This is a genomic window from Nostoc sp. (genome assembly GCF_036917675.1).
GTDB lineage: Bacteria > Cyanobacteriota > Cyanobacteriia > Cyanobacteriales > Nostocaceae > Nostoc.
Genome location: NZ_JBALCT010000046.1, coordinates 53,280 through 74,542, shown reverse-complemented (window position 1 = coordinate 74,542; position 21,263 = coordinate 53,280). Strand labels below are relative to the sequence as shown.

General features: G+C 41.7%; 20 protein-coding genes and 1 pseudogene. 11 read left to right on the top strand and 10 right to left on the bottom strand.

The window, feature by feature from the left end:
- Positions 1–288 precede the first annotated feature (288 nt).
- A complete protein-coding gene (locus V7K31_RS16125) occupies positions 289–1,401 on the top strand; it encodes an acyltransferase (RefSeq protein WP_335095309.1) in 1,113 nt (370 codons plus the stop codon).
- A 249-nt stretch (positions 1,402–1,650) separates the two neighbouring features.
- Here V7K31_RS16125 and ftsE read toward each other — a convergent pair whose 3' ends face one another.
- Both ftsE and V7K31_RS16115 read right to left on the bottom strand, forming a co-directional pair.
- Positions 1,651–2,391, bottom strand: coding sequence for a cell division ATP-binding protein FtsE (gene ftsE, locus V7K31_RS16120; protein WP_335095308.1), 741 nt, complete (start codon positions 2,389–2,391; stop codon positions 1,651–1,653).
- 374 nt (positions 2,392–2,765) lie between these two features.
- The gene (locus V7K31_RS16115) at positions 2,766–3,521 is read right to left on the bottom strand and encodes a WecB/TagA/CpsF family glycosyltransferase (RefSeq protein WP_335095307.1); all 756 of its coding nucleotides are present in this window, start codon (positions 3,519–3,521) and stop codon (positions 2,766–2,768) included.
- 281 nt (positions 3,522–3,802) lie between these two features.
- On the opposite strand from V7K31_RS16115, the gene V7K31_RS16110 reads away from it, so the two are divergent.
- The 3 genes from V7K31_RS16110 (at position 3,803) to V7K31_RS16100 (ending at position 6,792) form a co-directional block, all read left to right on the top strand.
- Positions 3,803–4,522 carry a response regulator transcription factor gene (locus V7K31_RS16110; RefSeq protein WP_335095306.1) on the top strand — a complete coding sequence of 240 codons (720 nt, stop codon included), beginning with the start codon at positions 3,803–3,805 and terminating at the stop codon, positions 4,520–4,522.
- Positions 4,523–4,689: 167 nt separating this feature from the next.
- Positions 4,690–6,363, top strand: a complete 1,674-nt coding sequence (locus V7K31_RS16105) for a SpoIIE family protein phosphatase (protein ID WP_335095305.1) — start codon at positions 4,690–4,692, stop codon at positions 6,361–6,363.
- 3 nt (positions 6,364–6,366) lie between these two features.
- The gene (locus V7K31_RS16100; RefSeq protein ID WP_334826800.1) at positions 6,367–6,792 is read left to right on the top strand and encodes an ATP-binding protein; all 426 of its coding nucleotides are present in this window, start codon (positions 6,367–6,369) and stop codon (positions 6,790–6,792) included.
- Positions 6,793–6,869: 77 nt separating this feature from the next.
- On the opposite strand, the gene V7K31_RS16095 is transcribed toward V7K31_RS16100, so the two are convergent.
- Complete coding sequence (locus tag V7K31_RS16095) at positions 6,870–7,301, bottom strand: ketosteroid isomerase family protein (RefSeq protein WP_335095304.1); 432 nt, start codon at positions 7,299–7,301, stop codon at positions 6,870–6,872.
- 580 nt (positions 7,302–7,881) lie between these two features.
- Between V7K31_RS16095 and V7K31_RS16090 the strand changes: the two are divergent.
- The 3 genes and pseudogenes from V7K31_RS16090 to V7K31_RS16080 all read left to right on the top strand — a co-directional run.
- Positions 7,882–8,112 (top strand): annotated as a pseudogene (locus tag V7K31_RS16090) (zinc ribbon domain-containing protein); the annotation flags it as partial.
- Positions 8,113–8,178: 66 nt separating this feature from the next.
- Positions 8,179–8,697, top strand: a complete 519-nt coding sequence (locus V7K31_RS16085) for a DUF456 domain-containing protein (RefSeq protein WP_334831595.1) — start codon at positions 8,179–8,181, stop codon at positions 8,695–8,697.
- A 645-nt stretch (positions 8,698–9,342) separates the two neighbouring features.
- Positions 9,343–9,993 carry a PEP-CTERM sorting domain-containing protein gene (locus tag V7K31_RS16080; RefSeq protein ID WP_335095303.1) on the top strand — a complete coding sequence of 217 codons (651 nt, stop codon included), beginning with the start codon at positions 9,343–9,345 and terminating at the stop codon, positions 9,991–9,993.
- Between the two features lie 159 nt (positions 9,994–10,152).
- On the opposite strand, the gene nblB is transcribed toward V7K31_RS16080, so the two are convergent.
- The 6 genes from nblB to carB all read right to left on the bottom strand — a co-directional run bounded on the left by nblB (position 10,153) and on the right by carB (position 17,835).
- On the bottom strand, positions 10,153–10,818 hold the full coding sequence (nblB, locus tag V7K31_RS16075; protein WP_335095302.1) for a phycobilisome degradation protein NblB: 666 nt from the start codon (positions 10,816–10,818) through the stop codon (positions 10,153–10,155).
- Between the two features lie 94 nt (positions 10,819–10,912).
- A complete protein-coding gene (locus V7K31_RS16070) occupies positions 10,913–11,377 on the bottom strand; it encodes a CBS domain-containing protein (protein WP_335095301.1) in 465 nt (154 codons plus the stop codon).
- Positions 11,378–11,539: 162 nt separating this feature from the next.
- Complete coding sequence (gene mutT / locus V7K31_RS16065; protein WP_335095300.1) at positions 11,540–11,956, bottom strand: 8-oxo-dGTP diphosphatase MutT; 417 nt, start codon at positions 11,954–11,956, stop codon at positions 11,540–11,542.
- 314 nt (positions 11,957–12,270) lie between these two features.
- Positions 12,271–12,624, bottom strand: a complete 354-nt coding sequence (locus tag V7K31_RS16060; protein WP_334831605.1) for a DUF760 domain-containing protein — start codon at positions 12,622–12,624, stop codon at positions 12,271–12,273.
- A 287-nt stretch (positions 12,625–12,911) separates the two neighbouring features.
- Entirely contained in the window at positions 12,912–13,868 is a 957-nt protein-coding gene (locus tag V7K31_RS16055) for an RNA polymerase sigma factor, RpoD/SigA family (RefSeq protein WP_335095299.1), read from the bottom strand.
- A gap of 700 nt (positions 13,869–14,568) precedes the next feature.
- Positions 14,569–17,835, bottom strand: coding sequence for a carbamoyl-phosphate synthase large subunit (gene carB / locus V7K31_RS16050; protein ID WP_335095298.1), 3,267 nt, complete (start codon positions 17,833–17,835; stop codon positions 14,569–14,571).
- A gap of 116 nt (positions 17,836–17,951) precedes the next feature.
- Between carB and V7K31_RS16045 the strand changes: the two genes are divergently transcribed.
- Positions 17,952–18,086 carry a hypothetical protein gene (locus tag V7K31_RS16045; RefSeq protein ID WP_335095297.1) on the top strand — a complete coding sequence of 45 codons (135 nt, stop codon included), beginning with the start codon at positions 17,952–17,954 and terminating at the stop codon, positions 18,084–18,086.
- Between the two features lie 317 nt (positions 18,087–18,403).
- Here V7K31_RS16045 and V7K31_RS16040 read toward each other — a convergent pair whose 3' ends face one another.
- Complete coding sequence (locus tag V7K31_RS16040; protein WP_292766430.1) at positions 18,404–18,958, bottom strand: Dps family protein; 555 nt, start codon at positions 18,956–18,958, stop codon at positions 18,404–18,406.
- 456 nt (positions 18,959–19,414) lie between these two features.
- Here V7K31_RS16040 and V7K31_RS16035 point away from each other — a divergent pair, with 456 nt between their 5' ends.
- The 3 genes from V7K31_RS16035 (at position 19,415) to V7K31_RS16025 (ending at position 21,121) form a co-directional block, all read left to right on the top strand.
- Positions 19,415–19,672, top strand: coding sequence for an Asr1405/Asl0597 family protein (locus V7K31_RS16035; RefSeq protein WP_335095296.1), 258 nt, complete (start codon positions 19,415–19,417; stop codon positions 19,670–19,672).
- Positions 19,673–19,735: 63 nt separating this feature from the next.
- Positions 19,736–20,401, top strand: coding sequence for a (2Fe-2S) ferredoxin domain-containing protein (locus V7K31_RS16030; RefSeq protein WP_335095295.1), 666 nt, complete (start codon positions 19,736–19,738; stop codon positions 20,399–20,401).
- Between the two features lie 351 nt (positions 20,402–20,752).
- A complete protein-coding gene (locus tag V7K31_RS16025) occupies positions 20,753–21,121 on the top strand; it encodes a hypothetical protein (RefSeq protein ID WP_335095294.1) in 369 nt (122 codons plus the stop codon).
- The last annotated feature ends 142 nt before the right edge of the window (positions 21,122–21,263 follow it).

Below are 21,263 nucleotides of genomic sequence, written 5' to 3'. Positions count from 1 at the left end.
ATCGGAGATGTTTATCTACCTTGCCATGATCCGGATCATGGTAAGACGATTAGCATAAAATTTTACCCATCAAAACTTTTCAAACACCCTCTTAGGGTTTAACAAGTAATCAAGCGGACATGATATTACTTAAAAATCAAGGATAGAACGCCCCAATTTCTACAAAATTTTCCCATATTAGATAATAATATTATTTTTTATTGACTGGCAAAATCTCCATAATTTTTGCGAAGCAACTTCCCATAATTATTCAAAAGCCATCAACATTAAATTACTTTTGTGTAACCAATGATAAATAGGATAGAAAAAACTCTAGACAAACAGCGAGATATTAGATTTGATATCTTAAAAACCATCGCGCTGGTTTGTATTATTTTTGCCCATGTAGGACCTGAAAATAATATTTTATTTGACATCAGACGTTTTGATGTACCTCTGATGGTTATTGCATCAGGAAGATTATATTACTATTCAGCTAACAATAAAAATATATCTTTTTGGAATTATTTGCAAAAAAGATTGCCTCGTCTGATTGCCCCGGTATGGTTATTTTTGACTTTTTTCTTCATTTCGGCTAATCTGATATTTTTTTTGCTGGCTAAACCTTATCCATTTTCGTCTTCAGAAATAATTGAAACATTTCTCTTCTTAAAAGGGATTGGATATGTCTGGATTATTCGTGTATTTACTCTCGTTGCTATTTTTGCGAATCCTTTATTGAAGTTATACAAATTATGTAAGTCGGAAAATAAATTTTTAGCTTTGCTATTTTTAATATATCTGGGATACGAAATATTATTTCTTAAAATTGGTCATTTTCACTTACACAATCAAATCATTATACAATTAATTAATGATTACTTATTTTATCTTATTCCCTATGGATGTTTATTTGGCTTGGGCATAGTGTTACTCCAACTTAGCTTCAAAAAAATATTATTTATTTCTGGAATTTTTTTAACTATCTTCTTATTATTAACAGGTTTCTATTACCGGACTCTCGGACATTTTGCATCTACCGCAGATTTTAAATATCCACCCACAATGTACTTTGTTTCTTATGGTATTTTTATGTCTTTGTTTGCTTTTTGTGCAGTAGATATAATTTGTTCCAAGTATAATTTATCTAATAATAATCATGTCTTGATCAGGGGAATTATTTTTATCAGTTCATCCTCTTTATGGATATATATGTGGCATATATTCTTTGTTTATTATTGGCAAACCCTGGTAGTATATTTACCAAAATTTGCTAGTCACTTTCTGATTGCCTTTTCAGTGGTAACTGTAGGAGCGATCACAGTTACTTATCTACAGAAAAAAATCATTTCTGAAATAATTAGGAAAACCAGGTGTGGTCAGAATCACTCGAATTTGCTTTCTATGTTGTTGTTGAAATAATTTATACTCAGAGAAACAAGACAAAATAGGTTAGCGTTAGTCACCAAGGAACTACTATCATGGGGGAAGTCAGGGGCATTGGTGTCAACTTAAGCGCAAACCCTTTTAAAACCTCGTTTCCAGCCAGAGGCTGGAAATGCGCCTCCCTTGCTGGCGGCTCTGCCGCCAGCAAGGGAGGCGGAGCCTCTAGAACGGCATTCCCAGTCGGAGACTCTTAACGAGGGAATGACAAATGACCAATGCTTATTTTCAAGACAGCCGTCCATTGCGAACTTGCACTACCCGATGATTGCATCGCCGCACCAATTGTTCATCGTGAGTGGTAACAATTACCGTAGCTCCAAAGGAATTTAACTTCTGGAGAATCTTGATCACTTGCCAGGAATTATCTGGATCGAGATTTCCAGTAGGCTCATCCGCCAACAGTAGGGGTGGTGTACCAACGATCGCACGGGCAATACTCACACGCTGTTGCTCTCCCCCAGACAGTTGATCTGGAAAGCAGTCAGCTTTATTCAGCAAACCCACCAGCTTCAACGTTGGTTGTAGGCGTCGTTGAATTTCTTTACGGGTATAGCCTTGAGCTTGCAGCACAAAAGTCACATTTTCTGCTACTGTTCGTTGGCTAATCAGTTTGTAGTCTTGAAACACAATGCCAATCCGTCGCCGCAATAATGATAAGCGATCGCCCCGTAAACCCGCTACATTACATCCATCAACAATTACTTCTCCCTGTGTAGCCAACTCTTGTCCATACAGCAGTTTCAAGAGCGTTGATTTACCAGAACCGCTTGGCCCTGTGATAAACAGAAATTCTCCCTTTTTTACCTCAAGGTTGGCATTCAACAAGGCATGAGTGCCGTTAGTATAGGTCTTGGTTACAGATTGCAACTGCACCTTTGCAGTAGTATTACTACCGTGCTGTTGAGTTTCACCATCCTTTCTATGAACTGATTTGTCTGTCTTAACTTGAGTCTTTAATACTGGCATTGTTAAATTTTCCTCATACCCACAACCAAAAAGTTTGCCGACTTAGATGTGATATTCGTCTCACAAATAAGGATTCCCAGGTTTCGCCTGGGAATTTAAAATGCAACAAAGAAAATTTCAAATTTTTTGAAGACTTCAGTACTAACTAATACCGTTTCACTTTAATAATGATACAAATACGTTGGTAGGGGCACAGCCAAAACCGTTTTCAAACCTCATTTCTAGCCAGAGGCTAGAAATGCACCTCATTGCGGCTCTGCCGCTAGTCTTGAGGCTCCGCCTCAATTATGCATTCCCAGTCAGAGACTGGGAACGAGACAAAACCAACTAATAAGACTCTTAACTCATAACTCTTAACTCATAACTCATAACTCTTAACTAATTGCACCTCTTGCTGTCAAACGATAAACAAATGCTTTCACTGCAAACGCTGGCAAAGCCAACATTCGCCGCCAACGCCAAGGTTCTTGATAAAGCCGATACAACCATTCCAAATTATTATTTCCCAACCAGGCGGGAGCGCGAGTTTTAGTTCCCGACCAAATATCAAAACTTCCACCAACGCCAATCCAAATTGCTTGAGGACACAAATGGCGGTTTTCAGCAATCCATAACTCTTGACGTGGCACTCCCAAACCGACAAAAATCACTTGTGGCTGCAATTGAGCAAGAGTTTGTCGCAATTGTGCTTCTTCTTCTGGCGAATGGTAGCCTGAGTGAGTGCCTACTATATTCAAATCTGGAATTTGCTGTTGCCAAAAATCTGCCGCAATTGACGCCACTCCAGGCGCTCCTCCATAAAAAAATACCTTTGCCCCTGTCTTCTGTTGCCCAAGTTCTTGCAAAAGTTTTTCTGCTAATTCAATCCCCGGAAAACGCTGGACTTTTTGCCATAACAGCCACCGCAAATACAAAACAACCCCGGCTCCATCTGGAATCACTAGTTCAGCATTTTTAATCACCTGAGCTAAGAATTGATTTCGCTCTGCCTGCATAGTCATTTCTGCATTCAGGGTTACTACATGAGTTCCTTTGCCTGCGTCCAGGCATTCTAACAACCAGCCTGGATAGTTAGCCATCACATGAACTGGTATTCCCAACACTGAAAATACTTGATTGCCGTTAGACATAGCCTATTCTTGATTAACCATCACACCAGATTTTTCAATGTTAAGTTTATCAAACGCCAGTGAATGCTTACGGGTGTATCCTCTGACGGTGACGGTAAAACCGTTGTTATTCGGTCGAATTTAGCACAAATTAAGTTAAATCAAGACGAGCATTCATTGAGCAATTATTAGCTTATTCAATGCTGTTGATTAACAAATACTATACTACTTGCGGTTAGTGTGTGAGTATGTCACGAAACTCGACTTTATAGTTAAGGTAGTGTAACGGGCTGAAGTTGGCTATGAGTAAAATTCGTATCGCTCTGATTGAAGATCATGACCTAACTCGTGTGGGTATTCGGACAGCACTACAGCAAAAGGATGAAATTGAAGTTGTAGGTGAAGCTGGTAATGCTGCTGAGGGACTAAAAATGTTAAAAATGCTACAACCAGATATTGCGATTGTAGATATTGGTTTACCAGATAAGGATGGCATTGAACTGACACGGGAGGTAAAATCTACTACTAATGGGCAGCAGCTAGTCACAAAGGTGTTAATTTTGACGCTGCGGGATAACAAAGAAGCGGTGTTGGCAGCTTTTGCTGCTGGGGCAGACTCTTACTGTATGAAGGATATCAAATTCGATAATTTGCTGGAAGCAGTGCGAGTAACTTACAATGGCAACGCCTGGATCGATCCGGCGATCGCTCGGATTGTATTACAACAAGCGCAACAAAATCCCCAAAAGTTGGAATCGGCTTTTGTCGATATCAAGACTATTGCCTCTAACCCTGATTCTGTCGAGAATCTGGAAGGAATTCAACCTTACACCCTGACAGAAAGGGAATTAGAAGTGTTACAGTTGATTGTCGAAGGTTGTAGCAATGCACTAATTGCGGAAAGACTTTACATCACTGTTGGGACTGTTAAAACTCACGTTCGCAATATTTTGAATAAGCTATGTGCCGATGACCGTACCCAAGCAGCAGTCCGCGCCTTGCGTTCTGGGTTAGTTGGATAAAGTTAATTTTGGCGTGGAGCAATTATTGAGGATGAACAAGAGAAACTCACGACTTTGAGAAAGTTATATTTTCAAAGTGAATGGCTTCTCTGATTTTCTGTTATTTATCAGGTGGGATAAACATTATGCTATCTCGCCATTCAAATATGTGAAAACTGAAGTTAAATATGTCTGAGATCGGGTTGGACAAACTTAAGCTCATGGTGGTAGATGATGAGCCAGATAACTTAGATCTACTCTACCGCACTTTTAGACGAGATTTTCAAGTATATAAAGCCAATCATGCCTTTGCTGCTCTGGAAATCTTGGAGAAATTTGGCGAAATGGCGGTGATTATTTCTGACCAAAGAATGCCAGAAATGAATGGCACTGAATTTTTGAGTCGTACTGTAGAGCGCTTTCCAGACACGATTCGGATTTTGTTAACTGGTTTTACTGATGTCGAAGATTTGGTGGATGCGATTAACTCCGGTCAGGTATTCAAGTACATTACCAAACCCTGGAATCCGGATCGGCTAAGAGGATTAGTTGAGCAAGCTAGTGATACATATCGCCTAGTTAAGAAGCGCACGCAAGAATTACGTCGGTCCCTACGGCGAGAATCTTTGTTTAATGCGGTAACAACAGCAATTCGGGAATCTTTAGACTATGACAGTATGCTGCAAAAGATTGTAGCAACTATTGGACAAACATTTGAAGCTACTAGTTGCTTGCTCAGACCAGTGGAGGACGATCGCCTCACACAAGACCAGTTTTTTTACACTGATCCGGAATTCGATATATCAGATTTCTTCTTCGATCCCAGTCTTTTAATTGAAAAGGTGCTGGAAACCCGTCATTATCAACTTGCTGAAGATGTATATAACGGTAATCCTTCTCACCACCTGGTTGTACCACTTAGCTACCAGCAGCATCTCTTGGCTGTGCTAGCCCTCCACCAATGGGGACGCGATCGCCCCTGGAAAGACGAAGACATCCAACTGATTGTAGATGTTGCTGAACAAGCAGCCTTAGCCCTCTCTCAAGCAAAATTTTACCAGCGCCTCCAAGAAAAGCAACAGCAGATTCACAATGAGTTGGAAGTGGCTCGCCAAATTCAATACAACTTGCTACGCCAAAGTTTACCTGACATCAAAGGTGTGAAAGTGCAAGCCTGCTGTTACCCAGCGCGGGAAGTAGGGGGCGATTTTTTTGAAGTTTTTGTTCATCCCAAAGGCGACTTGTGGCTAGCAGTGGGTGACGTTTCTGGCAAGGGCGTCCCGGCGGCTTTATTTATGGCTAGTATTATTTCAGTTTTGCGTCGGGAATTATCTCAAGAAGCACCAGCCGAGCCAAATGTGGTCATGCAGAACCTCAACCATGCTCTCAGTGAAGACTTGATTAGCAACAATTATTTTATCACCCTGGTGTTAGTCTGTTATACCCCTACCACTAAGGAACTCGTCTACACTAATGCTGGTCATATCTATCCACTATTATGGTCACGCCAAGGCACTTTAGCCGACAATCCCAATTACCTCAAAGTCCGCAGCATTCCTTTGGGGATCTTGCCTAAGTGGCAGGCACAGTCTGGTCGTTTGGTTCTCGCTGCTGGAGACACATTGTTATTAGCCAGCGATGGAATTACAGAAGCAATGGTATCAACTAATTTTTATTCAGTAGTAAAAACCGAGTCTGACGTTGAGTCAGTTAACCGTTCTATGCTGAATCAAGATGGTCTTTGGCAACTCTTACAACAAGAGGAACAACCGCTTTCTCTTAAGCATTTACTAGCTCGCATCCAGGCAGATAACCAGGTTCAAGAAGATGATCAAACTATACTTTCACTGGAGATTTTGTAAGTCATGAAAAGTGAGCTTCATGTACCAAGTGATTTGAATTTTCTTAATATTGTCGAAAACTGGTTGCTCGGATGTTTGAAAATCCAGTTAGGAGACTCTGTAGATTGGTCACGGCAATCAAGTCGTTTGAGACTAGCTTTGGTAGAAGCCTACTCAAATGCAGTCCGTCATGCTCACAAGGAGAAACCAAATTTACCGATTTTACTGCGTTTGGAACTCAAAGGTCGGGAGCTTTCCCTAGAAGTTTGGGATTATGGCGAAGGCTTTGATATGTCTAGCTACTACGCTCCAGACCCTATGGAAAAACAAGAAGGTGGTTATGGTTGGATGATTATGAATCGTCTTATGGATAAGGTCGAGTATCAGTTGCAAATTAATGGTGCCAACTGTCTCAAGTTAGAAGCTACTTTACCCGAATTAGTCAAATAGACAAAAGTTCCTATTTTTCAAATTTTATTGAACAATTCAGAACTCAGGAGTCAGAATAAAGCCATTATATTTATTTGCTACTTTTCACGCTGTAAAGAAAGTAACTCTTGGGGAGAAGCTAAAAGTTTGATTCTAGTATAGGAAAATTGCCGTTGTTGGTTGAGAATAAATACCCACAAGACATTTACACTACACCAGGAAGTTTGGGCTTTGCCTGTTACCTGGACTTGGATATCACCGTTTTCTAAAGTCTCGGCTATTCCGGTGTTGGGGTAAGCTTTAATGTTTTCACCTTCTTGTTTTAAGTAGGCTGCGATCGCATCTGTCCCCACAATATCAAATTCAAATGGTGGACGCATCACACCATCTACTGCAAACAAGGCAGCAATTGCCTCAAATTCTCCGGCATTTAAGGTTTCAAAATAACGCAGTATACTTGGTTCTGTAATTCCCTCAATCTGGAATTCTTCTTTCAACTGCCCTGGCGATCTAAATTCAGCAGAGGTCATAAAATTACCTGTATCATGCTAGCTGAATATTAATTTCAATACAAAAATAGTTAAAAAGAAAGCTGCTGTTGAGATAGATTACCATATATTGGTAAATCTTCCTCACGATGGAAGTTTTATAGCAGGATTCACTACGAGGCAGTCCTAACCCTCCTTAAAGGACTGACAAATAAAAAAACATCCCAAATTTTCTTGTGGGATGGGTGTCCTCACCCGTCCTATATTCAGGGCGCTCATGTTGCCATTGGTGTCAAGTTAAGAAAAATGGATGGCTGTCAAGAGTGGACAAATCAATGGTACAAGTCAACACAAGGGTGTTGAAAAAGCCATGAGTAAACCACGGAAAAAACAAGGTAATCCAGATTTTCGCTATCGAGTCAGCGTACCGGTCCCAGCCAGGAAAGAGATAGAATCACGCCTGTTTGAACTAATCAGCATAAATACATTTACTAACCTCAAAGGGGTAAAAGACAAAGAACGGAGCTTGTGTTCACGAGTAATGATCTTACCAGTCATGGCAGCAATAGTGTTGAGTCTAGTGTATCGACAATTACAACATCTCACGGATGTATTGCGATCGCTAGATGTAAGGACTTGGGCTTGCCCAAGTTGCGGTACACATCATGATAGAGATGGTAACGGCGCAATAAATATTAGAGCAGAAGGTATCAGAATGCTGTCCTCCTCTGGGACGGGGGAGGCTAACGCCAATGGAGAGGATGTAAGACCAATTCGAGGGCGCAAACCTAAGATGCGGCAATCTTCCGTGAAATTGGAAGCTCACACTGACCTGACGGTACAGTGTGGGTAGTTCACGTTAACACTAATGACATCTGTGCTACCATACTCGGAAATTTAGATATTTACAATTTTATCTATGCAAATTATTTATTGGCTATTACTTGCCGTAATGGTTGTGGGTGTTATCGGTGCCGTAGTGCCAGCCATTCCTGGTAGCAGCTTAATTTTAATTGCAATTATCGCCTGGGGAATCGTTAGTAGTTCTTTTGCAGCTATCAAGATTCCCCTAATTGTGACAATTATAGTTTTACTGCTCAGTGTCGGAGTCGATTTTTTAGCTAGCTATGTGGGAGCAAGACAAGCTGGAGCTAGCAAGTGGGGGCAAATTGGCGCAATTGTCGGTTTAGTAGTGGGATTTTTGGGATTATTGCCAACCTTACCTTTTGGGGGTCCACTGTTAGGAATTTTACTAGGGCCGCTTTTAGGAGCAATTATTGGTGAGTATATTTACCGACGTGAATTCGGGTTGGCGGTTAAGGCGGGTATAGGAATTGTAGTCGGATCTTTGGTTGGAAATTTGATTCAAGGCTTGTTAGCGATCGCCGCAGTTGTAGTTTTTATTGTTACAACTTGGCCACAGGTATTTGCCTCTTAACATTTGAAAAATCTCACAGATTTGAGAATAGAGGTAATAGCTAGCAGTTAGCTAGCTATGACAAACATTCAATTTGATCACAAAGGCTATCCATAATAAACAAATATAGCGGTTCCTCCCATTTTTTCTACGAGAGGAACCTTTTCAGTAAATATTAGTAACTGGAGAGATTATAGATACACTGCATACTCCATTTATCTAAAATATGGTTGAGTAAGTTTAAGTATTAAAAATATCACTTATATAAAGTATACGTAAATTAGCTTTCTTAAAATTAGAGCTATTGCCAACAAATTAAACCCTATGATACCAAGTTGTGATAGATAGTATTATTTGCTCAAAAGTCAGTCCAGTAGCGGACTTTATTCCAAACAAGACTAACTTTGGTAACTTGGTATGAAATTAAAGATATACGAAGCGCAGATATATAAGGAATTAAAATTTCATGAAGGATAGTAATGCATTAAAGATGTGATGAAGACCACTCAGTAAATCTTGCAGGCTCTAAGTCTATGTGATTTCATGGAGATAAGAAATACATCACGCAAGTTTCCCTTTCAATCTCAGTAATTTATAGAAAAGACTGAGATTAAAAGTAAAGCAACTGCTCTAATTTAAGATTATTACTAGGAGCCTCAAACGCCAATGGTTAGTTTTAAATCTACATTACTAAATGCAACTTTAGCCATTACTGCTGCACTTCCCTTAGCTGCTGCTGGATTATTTACCTCTACTGGGTCTGCTCAAGCTGCTGCGCTTGTAGGTGATTTGTCTTTTGGAGGTGGTAGTAATAATGCTACTTTAAAAACAAATTCTCTTACCTTCAATACTCCAAATACATTTGCTATTGATACTAGTTCGAGTACTGGTAGTTTCACGGCTTTTACTCAAGGTACAATAGGCAACATTCTCAGTTTTGCTCCTACATCAGCAACTAACCCATTTCTTGATTTAGGTACTAATGCTGCTACGATTGCTGATAACTTGAATACTTTTGCAGTGACTTCTGCCACATACACATTGACACAAGTCACTCCAAACCTCGTTTCTATAAACGTCATAACTGACGGATTCTTTAAGAGCATGCTCGGCGATATATCTCAGGGGCAAGGAATTTTTACCTTACAAGCAAAAGGTACACTCGCTGATGTTACAGCCGATTTGAATACAGGAGTCACCGCAACTTATTCTGGTTTGTACTTTACTAGCGTTCCTGAACCAGCTGCATTACTAGGCTTGGGTGCAGTAGGTGCAGTAATGGTTATGTCTCGCCGTCGTAAGAGTTTTGCTCAATAGACTTATCCTAAATATAAAAAAGTTACTTTTAGCAACTAAAAGTAACTTTAAGTTATCTATTCGACCTGGCTGGAATGCAAAATTTACCAACTAGGTCGAATTTTTTTCTCCAGTCAGACAAATCTATTTAAGGGTGAATTTTCTTAACCTGAGATAGAGTTAAACTGACTGCAAAGAATTTTTGGCTTCAGTTGCGATCGCATCTACTTCATCATTAGCCAGAGTTTCTAATATAGATTTGGCTTCTGGATTACCCAAACGAGCCAAGGCTTGTACAAGTCTGTAACGAATTTGCCAATCTGGATTGGTAGCATAGGGAGCCAATAAGGGAACCGCTTGTACATCTCCCAAGTCACCCAAAGAACTAATCGCAGCAGTTTGGACTAATTCGTTTTCTGAAGAGAGTGCCTCTTTGAGTAGTTCAAAAGCTCGTGGATCGCCTAACTCCCCTAATGTCGCAATGATACTGAATTGTATTAGCCATTCACCGGTTGTATGATAAAGTTGTTGCAAATCTTCAAAAGCTTCATGTAACTTCAGAGCGCCCAAACAGTCTGCTGCTGCTGCTTGTACATCTACTTCGGAGTCATGAAGCAAGCGATCGCGCAAGATATCCAAGGATAACTGTAAATCCTGGGTTCCCAGTGTATCCATTTGACTCACCGCCGAGTAACGGACACGGGAATTGCGATCGCCAATAGCACTTTGAATTAATTCAAAGCCAATTGCAGGTTCAAGTTGGCGGATTTGATTGACTGCACGTAAGCGATCGCCTAAATCCTCAGAACTGAGCAATTGCTTAACAGACTCCGGAGTAATACTCATTTAGTTATCCTTGATTTTCAAAGGTGTAAAAAAATAGTCATTAGTCAACAATCAAGGGTCAAAAAACTCTTGACTAATGACTAATGACAACTGACTAATCTTGACTTGCTGCCATTGCGCGAATAATATCACCACGAGTCAGGATACCAATTACTTGACCGGTGCTGTCAAGTACTGGCAAGCGGTGAACGCTGCGATCGTGCATGATTGTAGCTGCTTCCCTTAAAGTTTTATCAGGAGAAATACTGATCGGGTTTTTACTCATCACCTCTCCAACGGTTTGCCCTAGTGCCTTATGCAAGTCACGATCATAAGTAGCAGGATTTTTTAAATAGATAACGCTATCAAGAAACATAATGTACGCAGGTGGAGTAACACCAGTTTCTTGCCACATCAAATCGGTTTCTGAGATAATGCCCACCAATTTACCGACATCATCCACAACAGGTAGTCCGCTGATGTGGCGTTCTGCGAGAATTTGGATAGCTTCCTTCAGTGGAGTTTCCGCCCGGACGACAATAGGATCGCGGCTCATTACATCGGTAACGGTTTTAGGCATTTATTTACTGACACCTTAAATCAAAGTCCCTGCGCCTATTGTAGGAAATTGCGGGACTCAACCTGATGCAATTAATAGATTGTTACGGTATTGGGCATTGGGCATTGGGCATTGGGCATTAGTTATTCTTCCTCATCTCCCTTATCCCCCACTCCCCACTCCCTACTCCCTACTCCCTTTTAAGGCAGCAATAATTTGAGTATTTGCTTTTGGAAAAGTAAACTGCTCCAGTTCTTCCAAAGTTACCCAGCGAATTTCATCGGATTCTAAAGGTTGGGGAACACCTGTAAGATGACGACAGTGATGTACTGTGAGGGTAACGCGCAAGTCTCTATAAGTGTGGTCAATAGTAATCAGATGCTCTCCCACTTCAATTACTATTCCGAGTTCTTCGGAAATTTCCCGTTGAATACACTCGCTGATAGTTTCACCAGGCTCAATTTTACCACCAGGAAATTCCCACAAACCACCCATCGCTCCTTCTTTCCGACGGCGATCGATTAAAATTTGCTTTTGGTCATTCCAAATTACTGCAACACCAATGATTTTATGAGGTGGGAAAGAACTGGTTTCATTCATTGTTAATAAAGGAAATCGGGAGTAGGTAAAGAATTCCTGACTTTTGACTAATAACAAAACTCGGCAGACTGGTTTTAACTCTGCCGAGTTTAGATTTATTGCAAAGGTAGTCTACCTCTGTTAGCTGATCCACAAATGTGTATTAATCATTTAGAAACACGCCTCTAGTTGAACTAATCATCAAATTACAGGAGTTGACAGATAGCCAAATTCAAAAACAGCCCCTAAATTTATTTATGGGGATTGTTAATTTTGAATTCCTAGAGAAACGACGCGACTAGCTATCAGTCCAACAATATTAAATTTCCCAAGTTTTATATTTCTAAGTCAACATCGCTGTTGTTGGTTTCAGTTCCTTGTATGGCGACTTCAAAACTCATTCTCTGTTCAGCGTTACGCAAGAAATAACCACTAATCATCGCAGAGGCGAGAAGCCGACCTAGATTTTCCCGATTTGTGGTTACAGTAACACCAAAGTGTTCTGAAGGTAGATTTCCCAACAGTCCCGTAATATTACGTTCCATCACCTGAAAGACTTCGGCAGATGTAGGTTTAGATAGCTGGGTAACTGTCTCTGGACTCAATGATTTAACGTACTGCCATAGTAAATCGCTAGTTTCTGATTCACTATTAAAAAATTCTGAGACACGATTGGATGGGTTATTCATTTTTTAGCTCCTTAACTACCATTGCTGGCTGACGTGCTTATGATTTGAATATTAAATACCTGTTTTGGATTTGACTTAGCTAGCTATTTGGTCTTCCTGTCAACTAATGTAACAATCTAGCTCTCTAGTGGAAGTAGGTGTAACCGTACCAAAGTCAGCGTATTTTCTCACCCCAAATATATAAAGTGAGGAGTGAGAAGTTAATTAAAAACTCCTAACTCCTCACTCCTCACTCCTAACTCATGTAGAGACGCGATGTTCCTCGCGTCTCTACTCCTAACTCTCCCTTAACTTGCCAAATATTCATCCATGCTGGCCTTAGACTTGCGAAGTTTGGTTAAGGCTTCCCGCTCAATTTGGCGGACTCGTTCCCGGCTGATGTTCAGTATTTCACCAATTCTAGCCAGAGTCAGCGCTTGCCCATCAGTTAAGCCAAAGCGCAGTGTGATCACTTCCCTCTGTTGTGGCGTGAGATCCCCCATCAGGCGATCTAAGTCATAAGATAGAGAAGATTGCATGACAAACTCTTCTGGAGATGCACCTGGATCTTCTAGCATTTCTCCAAGTTCGGTGTCGTAATTATCACCCAGCCGCAAATCCAAGGAAAGGGGCAAACGCGCTTTTTCTAGATACTCTCGTACTTGTTTGGGGGTCAATTCTAATTCTTGAGCTAGCTCACCTGCTGTGGGAGCGCGTCCCAACTTTTGAGACAATTGGCGCTGTGCCTTTTTAATCTTATTTAATTTTTCGGTTATGTGGATCGGTAGCCGAATGGTACGAGCTTTTTCGGCTATAGCACGAGTGATCGCTTGGCGAATCCACCAATAGGCATAGGTAGAAAACCTGTAGCCTTTGGTGGGGTCAAACTTTTCTACGCCCCGTTGCATACCAATACTACCTTCTTGGATCAAGTCCAGTAAATCGACGTTGCGCTTTATGTACTTTTTGGCAACGGACACTACCAACCGCAAATTGGCTTCTACCATCTTGCGCTTGGCAATTTCACCATCAGCGATCGCTTCGTTCAACTCTGCTGGTTCTAGCTTTGTCGCTTTGGACCACTCTTCTAGAGTCGGTTGACGACCTAACTGGGTGGCAAGATATTCGCTTGATTGATGCAAAGCGCAGGAACGTTGCACCTGTTTACCATAGAAAATCTCTTCCTCGTGGGTTAAGAGTGGCACACGGCCAATCTCACGCAGGTAAGTCCGCACGAGGTCTGTGGCTGTCTGAGCGGTCTTCATGGCGCTACTCTTTAGTAATGATGGGTTTGGCGGTAGGGTCATTAACGGATAGATGCTTTGTTAGGGTGCTACCCAGTCAGACTGGGAACCCATGCTATGGTTTGCAATTTACGCGCCCGATCAACTCGTCGGCTGCTCATAATAATCAAATTTGGGCTACTAACTGCTAAAAATTACAGTTATTTCCTAGTTTTCACAAGTATCTACAGTTAGATAAAAGGTAGCTTCTTAAACATTTTTCTATTGGAACCTTATTAATAATTGTAACATTTATGAGAATGTTTTGGCTAGATGGCGACATTAAATTCCCTGGCTGTTCCAGTTCATGCAATGTCGCCCTTTTTCTCAAGGCTGACTAGAAGTGAATTTAAGAAATTATCTGGTTCAAATAATTTTCCTCATATTTGCTAAAGTATCTCAATGAGAACTATAGTCATTCTCTTATAACAATTGTTTAATTTTTCTTGCGAATGGGGATTGGGGATAATTCAGTTCCGAGTCCCCAATTCTGAGTAAAGAAGTGAGATTCGCTACTTAGGAATAAGAACTAAATAACATACAATTTATGTCCCTGGTTTACCTCACCCTCAATCCCTCTCCGATATATTGGAGAGGGAAGCTAGAAAAAGGAGAGGGAAGCTAGAGACAGGATGAAGTTTTGCATTTTATTTAATCCACGTTCCTTAGCACTCCCTACTCCTTACTCCCTGACGATCGCGCAGTAATCTTGGATGGTTTTTACGTCCAAAGTCGTAGTTTGTAAGGAACGGATGGCGGCGACGGTAGCTTTTGCGCCGGCGATCGTAGTAATAATCGGAATTTTGTAAGCTAAGGCTGTGCGACGGATTAACCTAGCATCAGTCTGGGCTTCTTCCCCTGAAGGTGTGTTGATAATAAGTTGGATTTTTTGGTTTTTGATTGCATCGAGGACGTGGGGACGACCTTCATGGAGTTTCAACACCAACTCAATATCTAACCCGTGTTCGAGAAGAACTCGCCGTGTACCAAGTGTAGCCATCACTTTAAAGCCCAAATCGATAAATTCCTTCACCACAGCACCCGCAGCAGCTTTATCGCGATCGCTCATTGATACAAATACGGTTCCCGTCAGTGGTAAACGCTCTCCAGCACCCAATTCCGCTTTGGCAAAGGCCCGGCCAAAGTCGCTGTCAATCCCCATCACCTCACCAGTGGATCGCATTTCTGGGCCTAATATTGTATCAGTTCCTGGGAACTTATTAAAGGGTAATACAGCTTCTTTTACAGCAATATGTGTGGGGATAACTTCCTCGGTAAAATGTAACTCCTCTAAGGTTTTGCCTGACATAATTAAGGATGCTAGTTTTGCCAACTGTACCCCCGTTGCCTTAGATACAAATGGGACTGTGCGGGAGGCGCGGGGGTTGGCTTCCAGAATGTAAACTTGCGGAGAATAGCTGCTTGCACCCACAACGGCAAATTGAATATTCATCAATCCCACAACTGACAGCGCTTGTGCTAGCTGCACCGTCCAAGTGCGAATTTGATTGAGAACTGCTGGTGATAGGGAAATAGAAGGTAAAGAACAAGCGGAATCTCCTGAGTGAATCCCGGCTTGTTCGATGTGTTCCATGATGCCACCAATTACCACCCGTCCTGTATGATCGGCGATCGCATCTACATCGACTTCAATGGCGTTTTCCAAAAACTTATCAATCAAAATCGGATGTTCTGGTTCCACTAGCACCGCAAAGGTCATGTAGCGTTCCAACTCAGTATCGGAATAAACGATTTCCATCGCCCGTCCCCCCAACACATAGCTGGGACGCACCACCACCGGATAGCCAATGCGTTTGGCGACAATCAGCGCATCTTCGTAAGTCCGAGCAATACCATTGGGCGGTTGGGCAATATTCAACTTTTGGAGAATCTTTTCAAACCGCTCCCGGTTTTCTGCCATGTCGATGGAATCTGGCGATGTACCCCAAATTTTAGTGAGCAGTCCTGATGTGTCATTGTTGAGAAATTCTTGTAAAGGAATAGCCAACTTTAGCGGTGTTTGTCCGCCAAATTGGATGATCACCCCGACTGGATTTTCAGTTTCGATGATGTTAAGGACATCTTCTTTTGTTAAAGGCTCAAAGTAAAGGCGATCGCTGGTATCGTAGTCTGTCGAAACTGTCTCCGGGTTGGAATTGACCATAATTGTCTCATACCCCGCATCTTTCAAGGCATAGGCGGCGTGACAACAACAATAATCAAACTCAATTCCCTGGCCAATCCGGTTGGGGCCACCACCCAAAATCAACACTTTTGGCTTGGTTGTTGGTAAAACCTCTGTTTCTTCTTCGTAGGTAGAATAGTAATAGGGAGTAAACGCTTCAAACTCAGCAGCGCAGGTATCTACGGTTTTATAAACTGGGATGATTCCTAGTGACTTGCGGTAGGTGCGAACTTCATCTTCGGTGGTTTTAGTGGCATAGGCAATCTGGCGATCGCTATATCCGTCCCGTTTCACCTCATAAAGTTGCTCTTTTGTCAATTGCTGTAAAGGTGTCCGCTTCAGGAATTTCTCAACATCTAGCAGTTGATGCAATTTATCTAAGAACCATCGGTCAATACCAGTAAGTTCGTAGATTTCCTCAATGGTCATCCCTTGCTGCAAGGCATGACGCACGGCGAAAATGCGATCAGGGTTAGGTGTCCGCAGTTGGGCGCGAATTTGTTCACCACTGGGTAATTTCTCGGCTTTGTCGCAACCCCAGCCAGCGCGTCCTGTTTCGAGCGATCGCAGTGCCTTTTGGAAGGATTCGTTGAACGTCCGCCCAATTGCCATTGCTTCCCCGACTGACTTCATTTGGGTTGTTAGCACTGGTTCTGAACCGGGGAACTTTTCAAAGGCGAAGCGGGGAATTTTTGTCACCACATAGTCAATTGTCGGCTCAAAGGACGCGGGAGTTTTCTTGGTGATGTCATTTTGAATTTCATCCAGGGTGTAGCCTACAGCCAATTTAGCGGCAATTTTAGCGATCGGAAAACCCGTGGCTTTGGAAGATAAAGCTGAACTGCGGGAAACGCGGGGGTTCATCTCAATTACAACTACATCCCCATTAACCGGATTGACAGCAAACTGGATATTAGAACCGCCAGTTTCTACACCGATCTCGCGGATGATTTTAATTGCCATATCCCGCAGCCTTTGATATTCTTTATCAGTGAGGGTTTGCGCGGGAGCGACGGTAATCGAGTCCCCGGTGTGGATGCCCATAGGGTCAAGGTTTTCGATGGAGCAGATAATCACCACGTTATCTGCCAAGTCACGCATCACTTCGAGTTCGTATTCTTTCCAGCCGAGTAAAGACTGGTCAATAAGAATTTGCGAAACCGGGCTGGCATCTATACCAACCTGTGCCATTTCTTCAAATTCTTCTTTGTTGTAAGCAATACCGCCGCCACTTCCGCCCATTGTGAAAGCTGGACGAATAATTAGGGGATAAGTACCAATTTGGCGGGCAACAGCTTTGGCTTCTTCCAAAGATTCGGCTGTGTCGCTAGGACACACAGCTATGCCGATTCTTGCCATTGCCTGTCCAAAAAGTTTCCGATCTTCGGCTTTTTCGATCGCTGGTAGTTTAGCGCCGATTAACTCAACACCGTACTTTTCCAACACCCCATTTTTGGCTAAAGCAACGGCGAGGTTGAGGGCGGTTTGTCCTCCCATCGTCGGTAGGAGAGCATCAGGGCGTTCTTTCTCGATGACTTTTTCGACCAATTCCGGTGTCAACGGCTCAATGTAAGTGCGATCGGCTGTTTCCGGGTCGGTCATAATCGTTGCAGGGTTGGAGTTGACCAAAACCACCTCATAGCCTTCTTCTCGCAGCGCTTTGCAGGCTTGAGTGCCAGAGTAGTCAAACTCACAGGCTTGTCCAATCACAATTGGACCAGAGCCTAACAGGAGAATCTTCCGAAGGTCGTCACGGCGGGGCATAGTAGTTGCGTTGGAGTACGATAATACAAATCCTGATTATTTTAAGGGTCTTTACCCCCTGTCGGGCTTTTTATTATTAAGTTTTCTAAGTTTGATGACAGAGAGGGAGTGGGAAGGTGGGGATAAGGGGTAATGGGGGAGATGTAGCTTTAGCTTCCCGCAGGGTGGGAGCGAGGGAGACAAAGAAAATAACCAATAACCAATGCCCCATGCCCAATGCCCAATGCCCAACGAATATTTTGTATTTCTAATTTTATTTAATTGTGATGCTCAAATTTCTAAAGCTTTTGCGAATCTTTATTATTTAAGCTGATGACAGATGGTGATTTATTTTGGCATATATTTATCTGATTATTCAGCATAAATAAATTTCTTAATTATAAATATTTATGAACTAGCTAATTGCTAAATATTTTTAATATTAAATATTATACAAATATGTTTACTTAGATTAAAAATGGCAGAGAAATAGGGATGCCATTCTCTGCCATTTTTTATAATATTTTAAGAGTTAGTGCTGCCAAGTTTCGCTTTCAGTCTAGGTAGACAAATCTAGATTATGAGAGTTTTAGCTTTGAGCAGCTTGGACAAACGCTAATGTTAAGCTGTCTTTGGCGAGGAAGTGAGACAAATGATAAGCACGTTCCTCGGTTTTCAACAAAATCTTTTCGTAGAGATAGCGTGTGCCCCGATCCCCCAAACTCTCTGCCTGAGCAGCTTGGCGGCGAATTACGCCAATAATTGCTTGTTCTGCGGCTAGGTCATTTTCTACCATTTGGCGAGAGGAATATACGCCTTCAGATTCTTGCTCAAAACAGGTTAATTCTGCTAGTTTGCTGAAGGTTGCTACTGGCACACCACCTAGTCCATCCAAGCGTTCTCCAATTTCATGAACGTGGTCTTGTACTTGGTCGTAGCTTTCGTTAAAAAACTCATGCAGAGAGTAAAATTCTGAGCCTTCAACTACAAAATGATGCTTTTGGTATTGTAAGTATAGTGCCTGGAAACTAGCTAATACAACGTTAAATCCTTCTGTAACTGGAGCAGTTACGCTGTGATCCAGCAACACGGGATTGTCATATACATGACCAAAATTCCGTAACAAAGTTTGCGTTTCAGACATTGTTCTCCTCGTTCTTTAGCAGTTATAGATTTTAACTGCTTATTCTTTACATATTAACATTTTAATAATTAAGAGCAAGCCGATTCGCCATCACAATATTTTGTATTTTTGCTGACCAAAATTCTCAAATTTATTGTTTGCTGGATGATGATACGCTGAGTAAGTTGCATATATCTATCATTATTCTTGACATAAAAGTTTAAGTGTGCATAGTTCCAATGTCAGTGGGTACAAGGGAGAAAATTCTACTCTGTTTTCTCCCTTGTACCCCTTGTCTGGGTCATCTCGTACTCAATATGCGATCGCGGCAATAATTTTCTTTTTCCAAAATTAATGACAATTATTTGCACTTAATGTATGCTGGTATTAAGAGGCTAAACTCTTAAAACTTTCAAAAAGCAGGAAGTTAAATCGTTGCAGTTACTGCAAGTTTGTTGCACTTTGAGGGCAATTCTCTTGAAATCATCTAGTTCAGAAATAGAAATAAAGCACCTTGTAGAGGTGAGTTGGGCAGACAGATGGCAAGTCTATCAACGCCTAAAGGAGTTAGACATTCCCTGTAGTTGTGCGGCTAACCAGCCATTGAAAGTTGAAATTGGCTCTCCTCTGACAGCTATTCAACTTTGGAGTGTGAATCGGCGATTTACAGCCTCCCGTCAAGACCAGATTTGGACTCTTGAGTGCTGCTGGTATAGTCGTTACCAACAGTTCTAATCTGTGGCTGCTGCTGAGAATTCTCACTTGATAGCTTGTATTCGTTAAAAGGAGGTCAAAAAAATGCGTGCATCTCAGAGTCTGGAAGTATCAGAATTTTGCCTTGAAGGCAGGTTTATAGAGTTTGTTATTAAAGATGGCTATAAGCTTAAAGGCTTACTATTGGCGACTCATGAGGGTGAGTCTTACATTAAACTAGCTAAACATTTACGGGCTGCTTGTGATTTGCGCCTACCACCAGGTACTTGGCTACAAGTTGTTGGTTATAAAGAATACGATATAAAAAAAGACAAAGTTATACTGAAAGCTGAACGTGTAATGGCGGCGCGTTCTGAGATGGAGAGAGTTCACACGACGACTCTGGTAGAAGAACCCCCATCTATTGATAATGTCAAGGTAAAACCAGTTCAAACTAAAGCCACGATTTTGGTGTGTCAAAAGTCTGATTGCATCAAACGCGGTGGTAAAGCAGTTTGTCAGGCGTTGGAGGCGGCTTTAAGCGATCGCGGTTTAGAAGACCAAGTTACAATCAAGGGCACTGGTTGTATGAAGAACTGTAAAGCTGGGCCTAACTTAGTAATGCCAGATAAAACCCGCCATAGCCGAATTCAAGCCTCACTTGTCCCCGCGCTGATGAATCAGCATTTTGGTGACAAGAGTTTATCAGCACAGCCTGAAAATTTAAGGGAAGTAGCGATATCTAATGGTAAATTTTACGGAAATAAGTAGTGAAATCTTGACATTTTAATCAGAAAGTTCAATAATATCTTCTCAAGTGTGTTCCGTTAATACTCGGCATTAAGCTATTGCTAGAAGTTGCAATAGCTTCAAAAAACTGGCTTGAATTCAAGCCAGTTTTTTGAGTTAATAGGGTTTCTATTGAGCAATTTTTAACCGAGATGCTCCCATAATTTGTCAAGATTCAAGGGAACGTGGTTGATTGGTGAGTACTTAGACGCACAGAGGCTTGTCGTTAGACATCGCTTACAGTTGAAGCGTCAATCATCAATTACTTAAAAAGAAATGCCACATACCCCTCAGTGGATATACATTGTTTTTTTTCCACTTGTCACCATAGTCATGATTTTTCTATTCCGTCATGACTGGAATCGCCTTGCTAAACTCTACCGCACCAAAGAAGCGCCGCCACAAAACTTCTCCCGAATGCAAAGCGGTTCTGTGGGTTTGGTGTACTACAAAGGAACTTTAAATGTTGGTATAACTCCTCAAGGGATTTATCTGAGTATTTTCCCCTTGTTTAGCTTAGGACTTTCGCCTTTGTTGATTCCTTGGAGTGCTATTAAAAAAATTGAACCTGCTAACCAACTATTTATTATTAAGCGTTTTCGTTTATATCTTAGTTCCCCAAAAGTCACCCTGATTTTAAGCAAAGATATTTTGGAACCAGCTAAAGAATTTTTAGCTCCACAGGGATTTGAGTGGATTTAGACCTGACTTTTCACGATATCTGGAAAACCTCTCTCCTAAAAGGCTACGGTGTACACACAAGTCCTAAAAAACTAGCTTGATGAGGCTTGACTCGTTCCCAGGCGGAGCCTGGGAACGCATTCATTGAGGCTCCGACTCAATT

Excerpts from the sequence above, each read along its gene's own strand:
- V7K31_RS16055 (WP_335095299.1), bottom strand. The coding sequence starts at position 13,868 with ATGAAGACCGCTCAGACAGCCACAGACCTCGTGCGGACTTACCTGCGT.
- V7K31_RS16040 (WP_292766430.1), bottom strand. The coding sequence starts at position 18,958 with ATGTCTGAAACGCAAACTTTGTTACGGAATTTTGGTCATGTATATGAC.
- V7K31_RS16110 (WP_335095306.1), top strand. The coding sequence starts at position 3,803 with ATGAGTAAAATTCGTATCGCTCTGATTGAAGATCATGACCTAACTCGT.
- mutT (WP_335095300.1), bottom strand. The coding sequence starts at position 11,956 with ATGAATGAAACCAGTTCTTTCCCACCTCATAAAATCATTGGTGTTGCA.
- nblB (WP_335095302.1), bottom strand. The coding sequence starts at position 10,818 with ATGAGTATTACTCCGGAGTCTGTTAAGCAATTGCTCAGTTCTGAGGAT.
- ftsE (WP_335095308.1), bottom strand. The coding sequence starts at position 2,391 with ATGCCAGTATTAAAGACTCAAGTTAAGACAGACAAATCAGTTCATAGA.
- V7K31_RS16070 (WP_335095301.1), bottom strand. The coding sequence starts at position 11,377 with ATGCCTAAAACCGTTACCGATGTAATGAGCCGCGATCCTATTGTCGTC.
- carB (WP_335095298.1), bottom strand. The coding sequence starts at position 17,835 with ATGCCCCGCCGTGACGACCTTCGGAAGATTCTCCTGTTAGGCTCTGGT.
- V7K31_RS16125 (WP_335095309.1), top strand. The coding sequence starts at position 289 with ATGATAAATAGGATAGAAAAAACTCTAGACAAACAGCGAGATATTAGA.
- V7K31_RS16115 (WP_335095307.1), bottom strand. The coding sequence starts at position 3,521 with ATGTCTAACGGCAATCAAGTATTTTCAGTGTTGGGAATACCAGTTCAT.
- V7K31_RS16030 (WP_335095295.1), top strand. The coding sequence starts at position 19,736 with ATGCGTGCATCTCAGAGTCTGGAAGTATCAGAATTTTGCCTTGAAGGC.
- V7K31_RS16060 (WP_334831605.1), bottom strand. The coding sequence starts at position 12,624 with ATGAATAACCCATCCAATCGTGTCTCAGAATTTTTTAATAGTGAATCA.
- V7K31_RS16085 (WP_334831595.1), top strand. The coding sequence starts at position 8,179 with ATGCAAATTATTTATTGGCTATTACTTGCCGTAATGGTTGTGGGTGTT.
- V7K31_RS16025 (WP_335095294.1), top strand. The coding sequence starts at position 20,753 with ATGATTTTTCTATTCCGTCATGACTGGAATCGCCTTGCTAAACTCTAC.
- V7K31_RS16080 (WP_335095303.1), top strand. The coding sequence starts at position 9,343 with ATGGTTAGTTTTAAATCTACATTACTAAATGCAACTTTAGCCATTACT.
- V7K31_RS16105 (WP_335095305.1), top strand. The coding sequence starts at position 4,690 with ATGTCTGAGATCGGGTTGGACAAACTTAAGCTCATGGTGGTAGATGAT.
- V7K31_RS16100 (WP_334826800.1), top strand. The coding sequence starts at position 6,367 with ATGAAAAGTGAGCTTCATGTACCAAGTGATTTGAATTTTCTTAATATT.
- V7K31_RS16095 (WP_335095304.1), bottom strand. The coding sequence starts at position 7,301 with ATGACCTCTGCTGAATTTAGATCGCCAGGGCAGTTGAAAGAAGAATTC.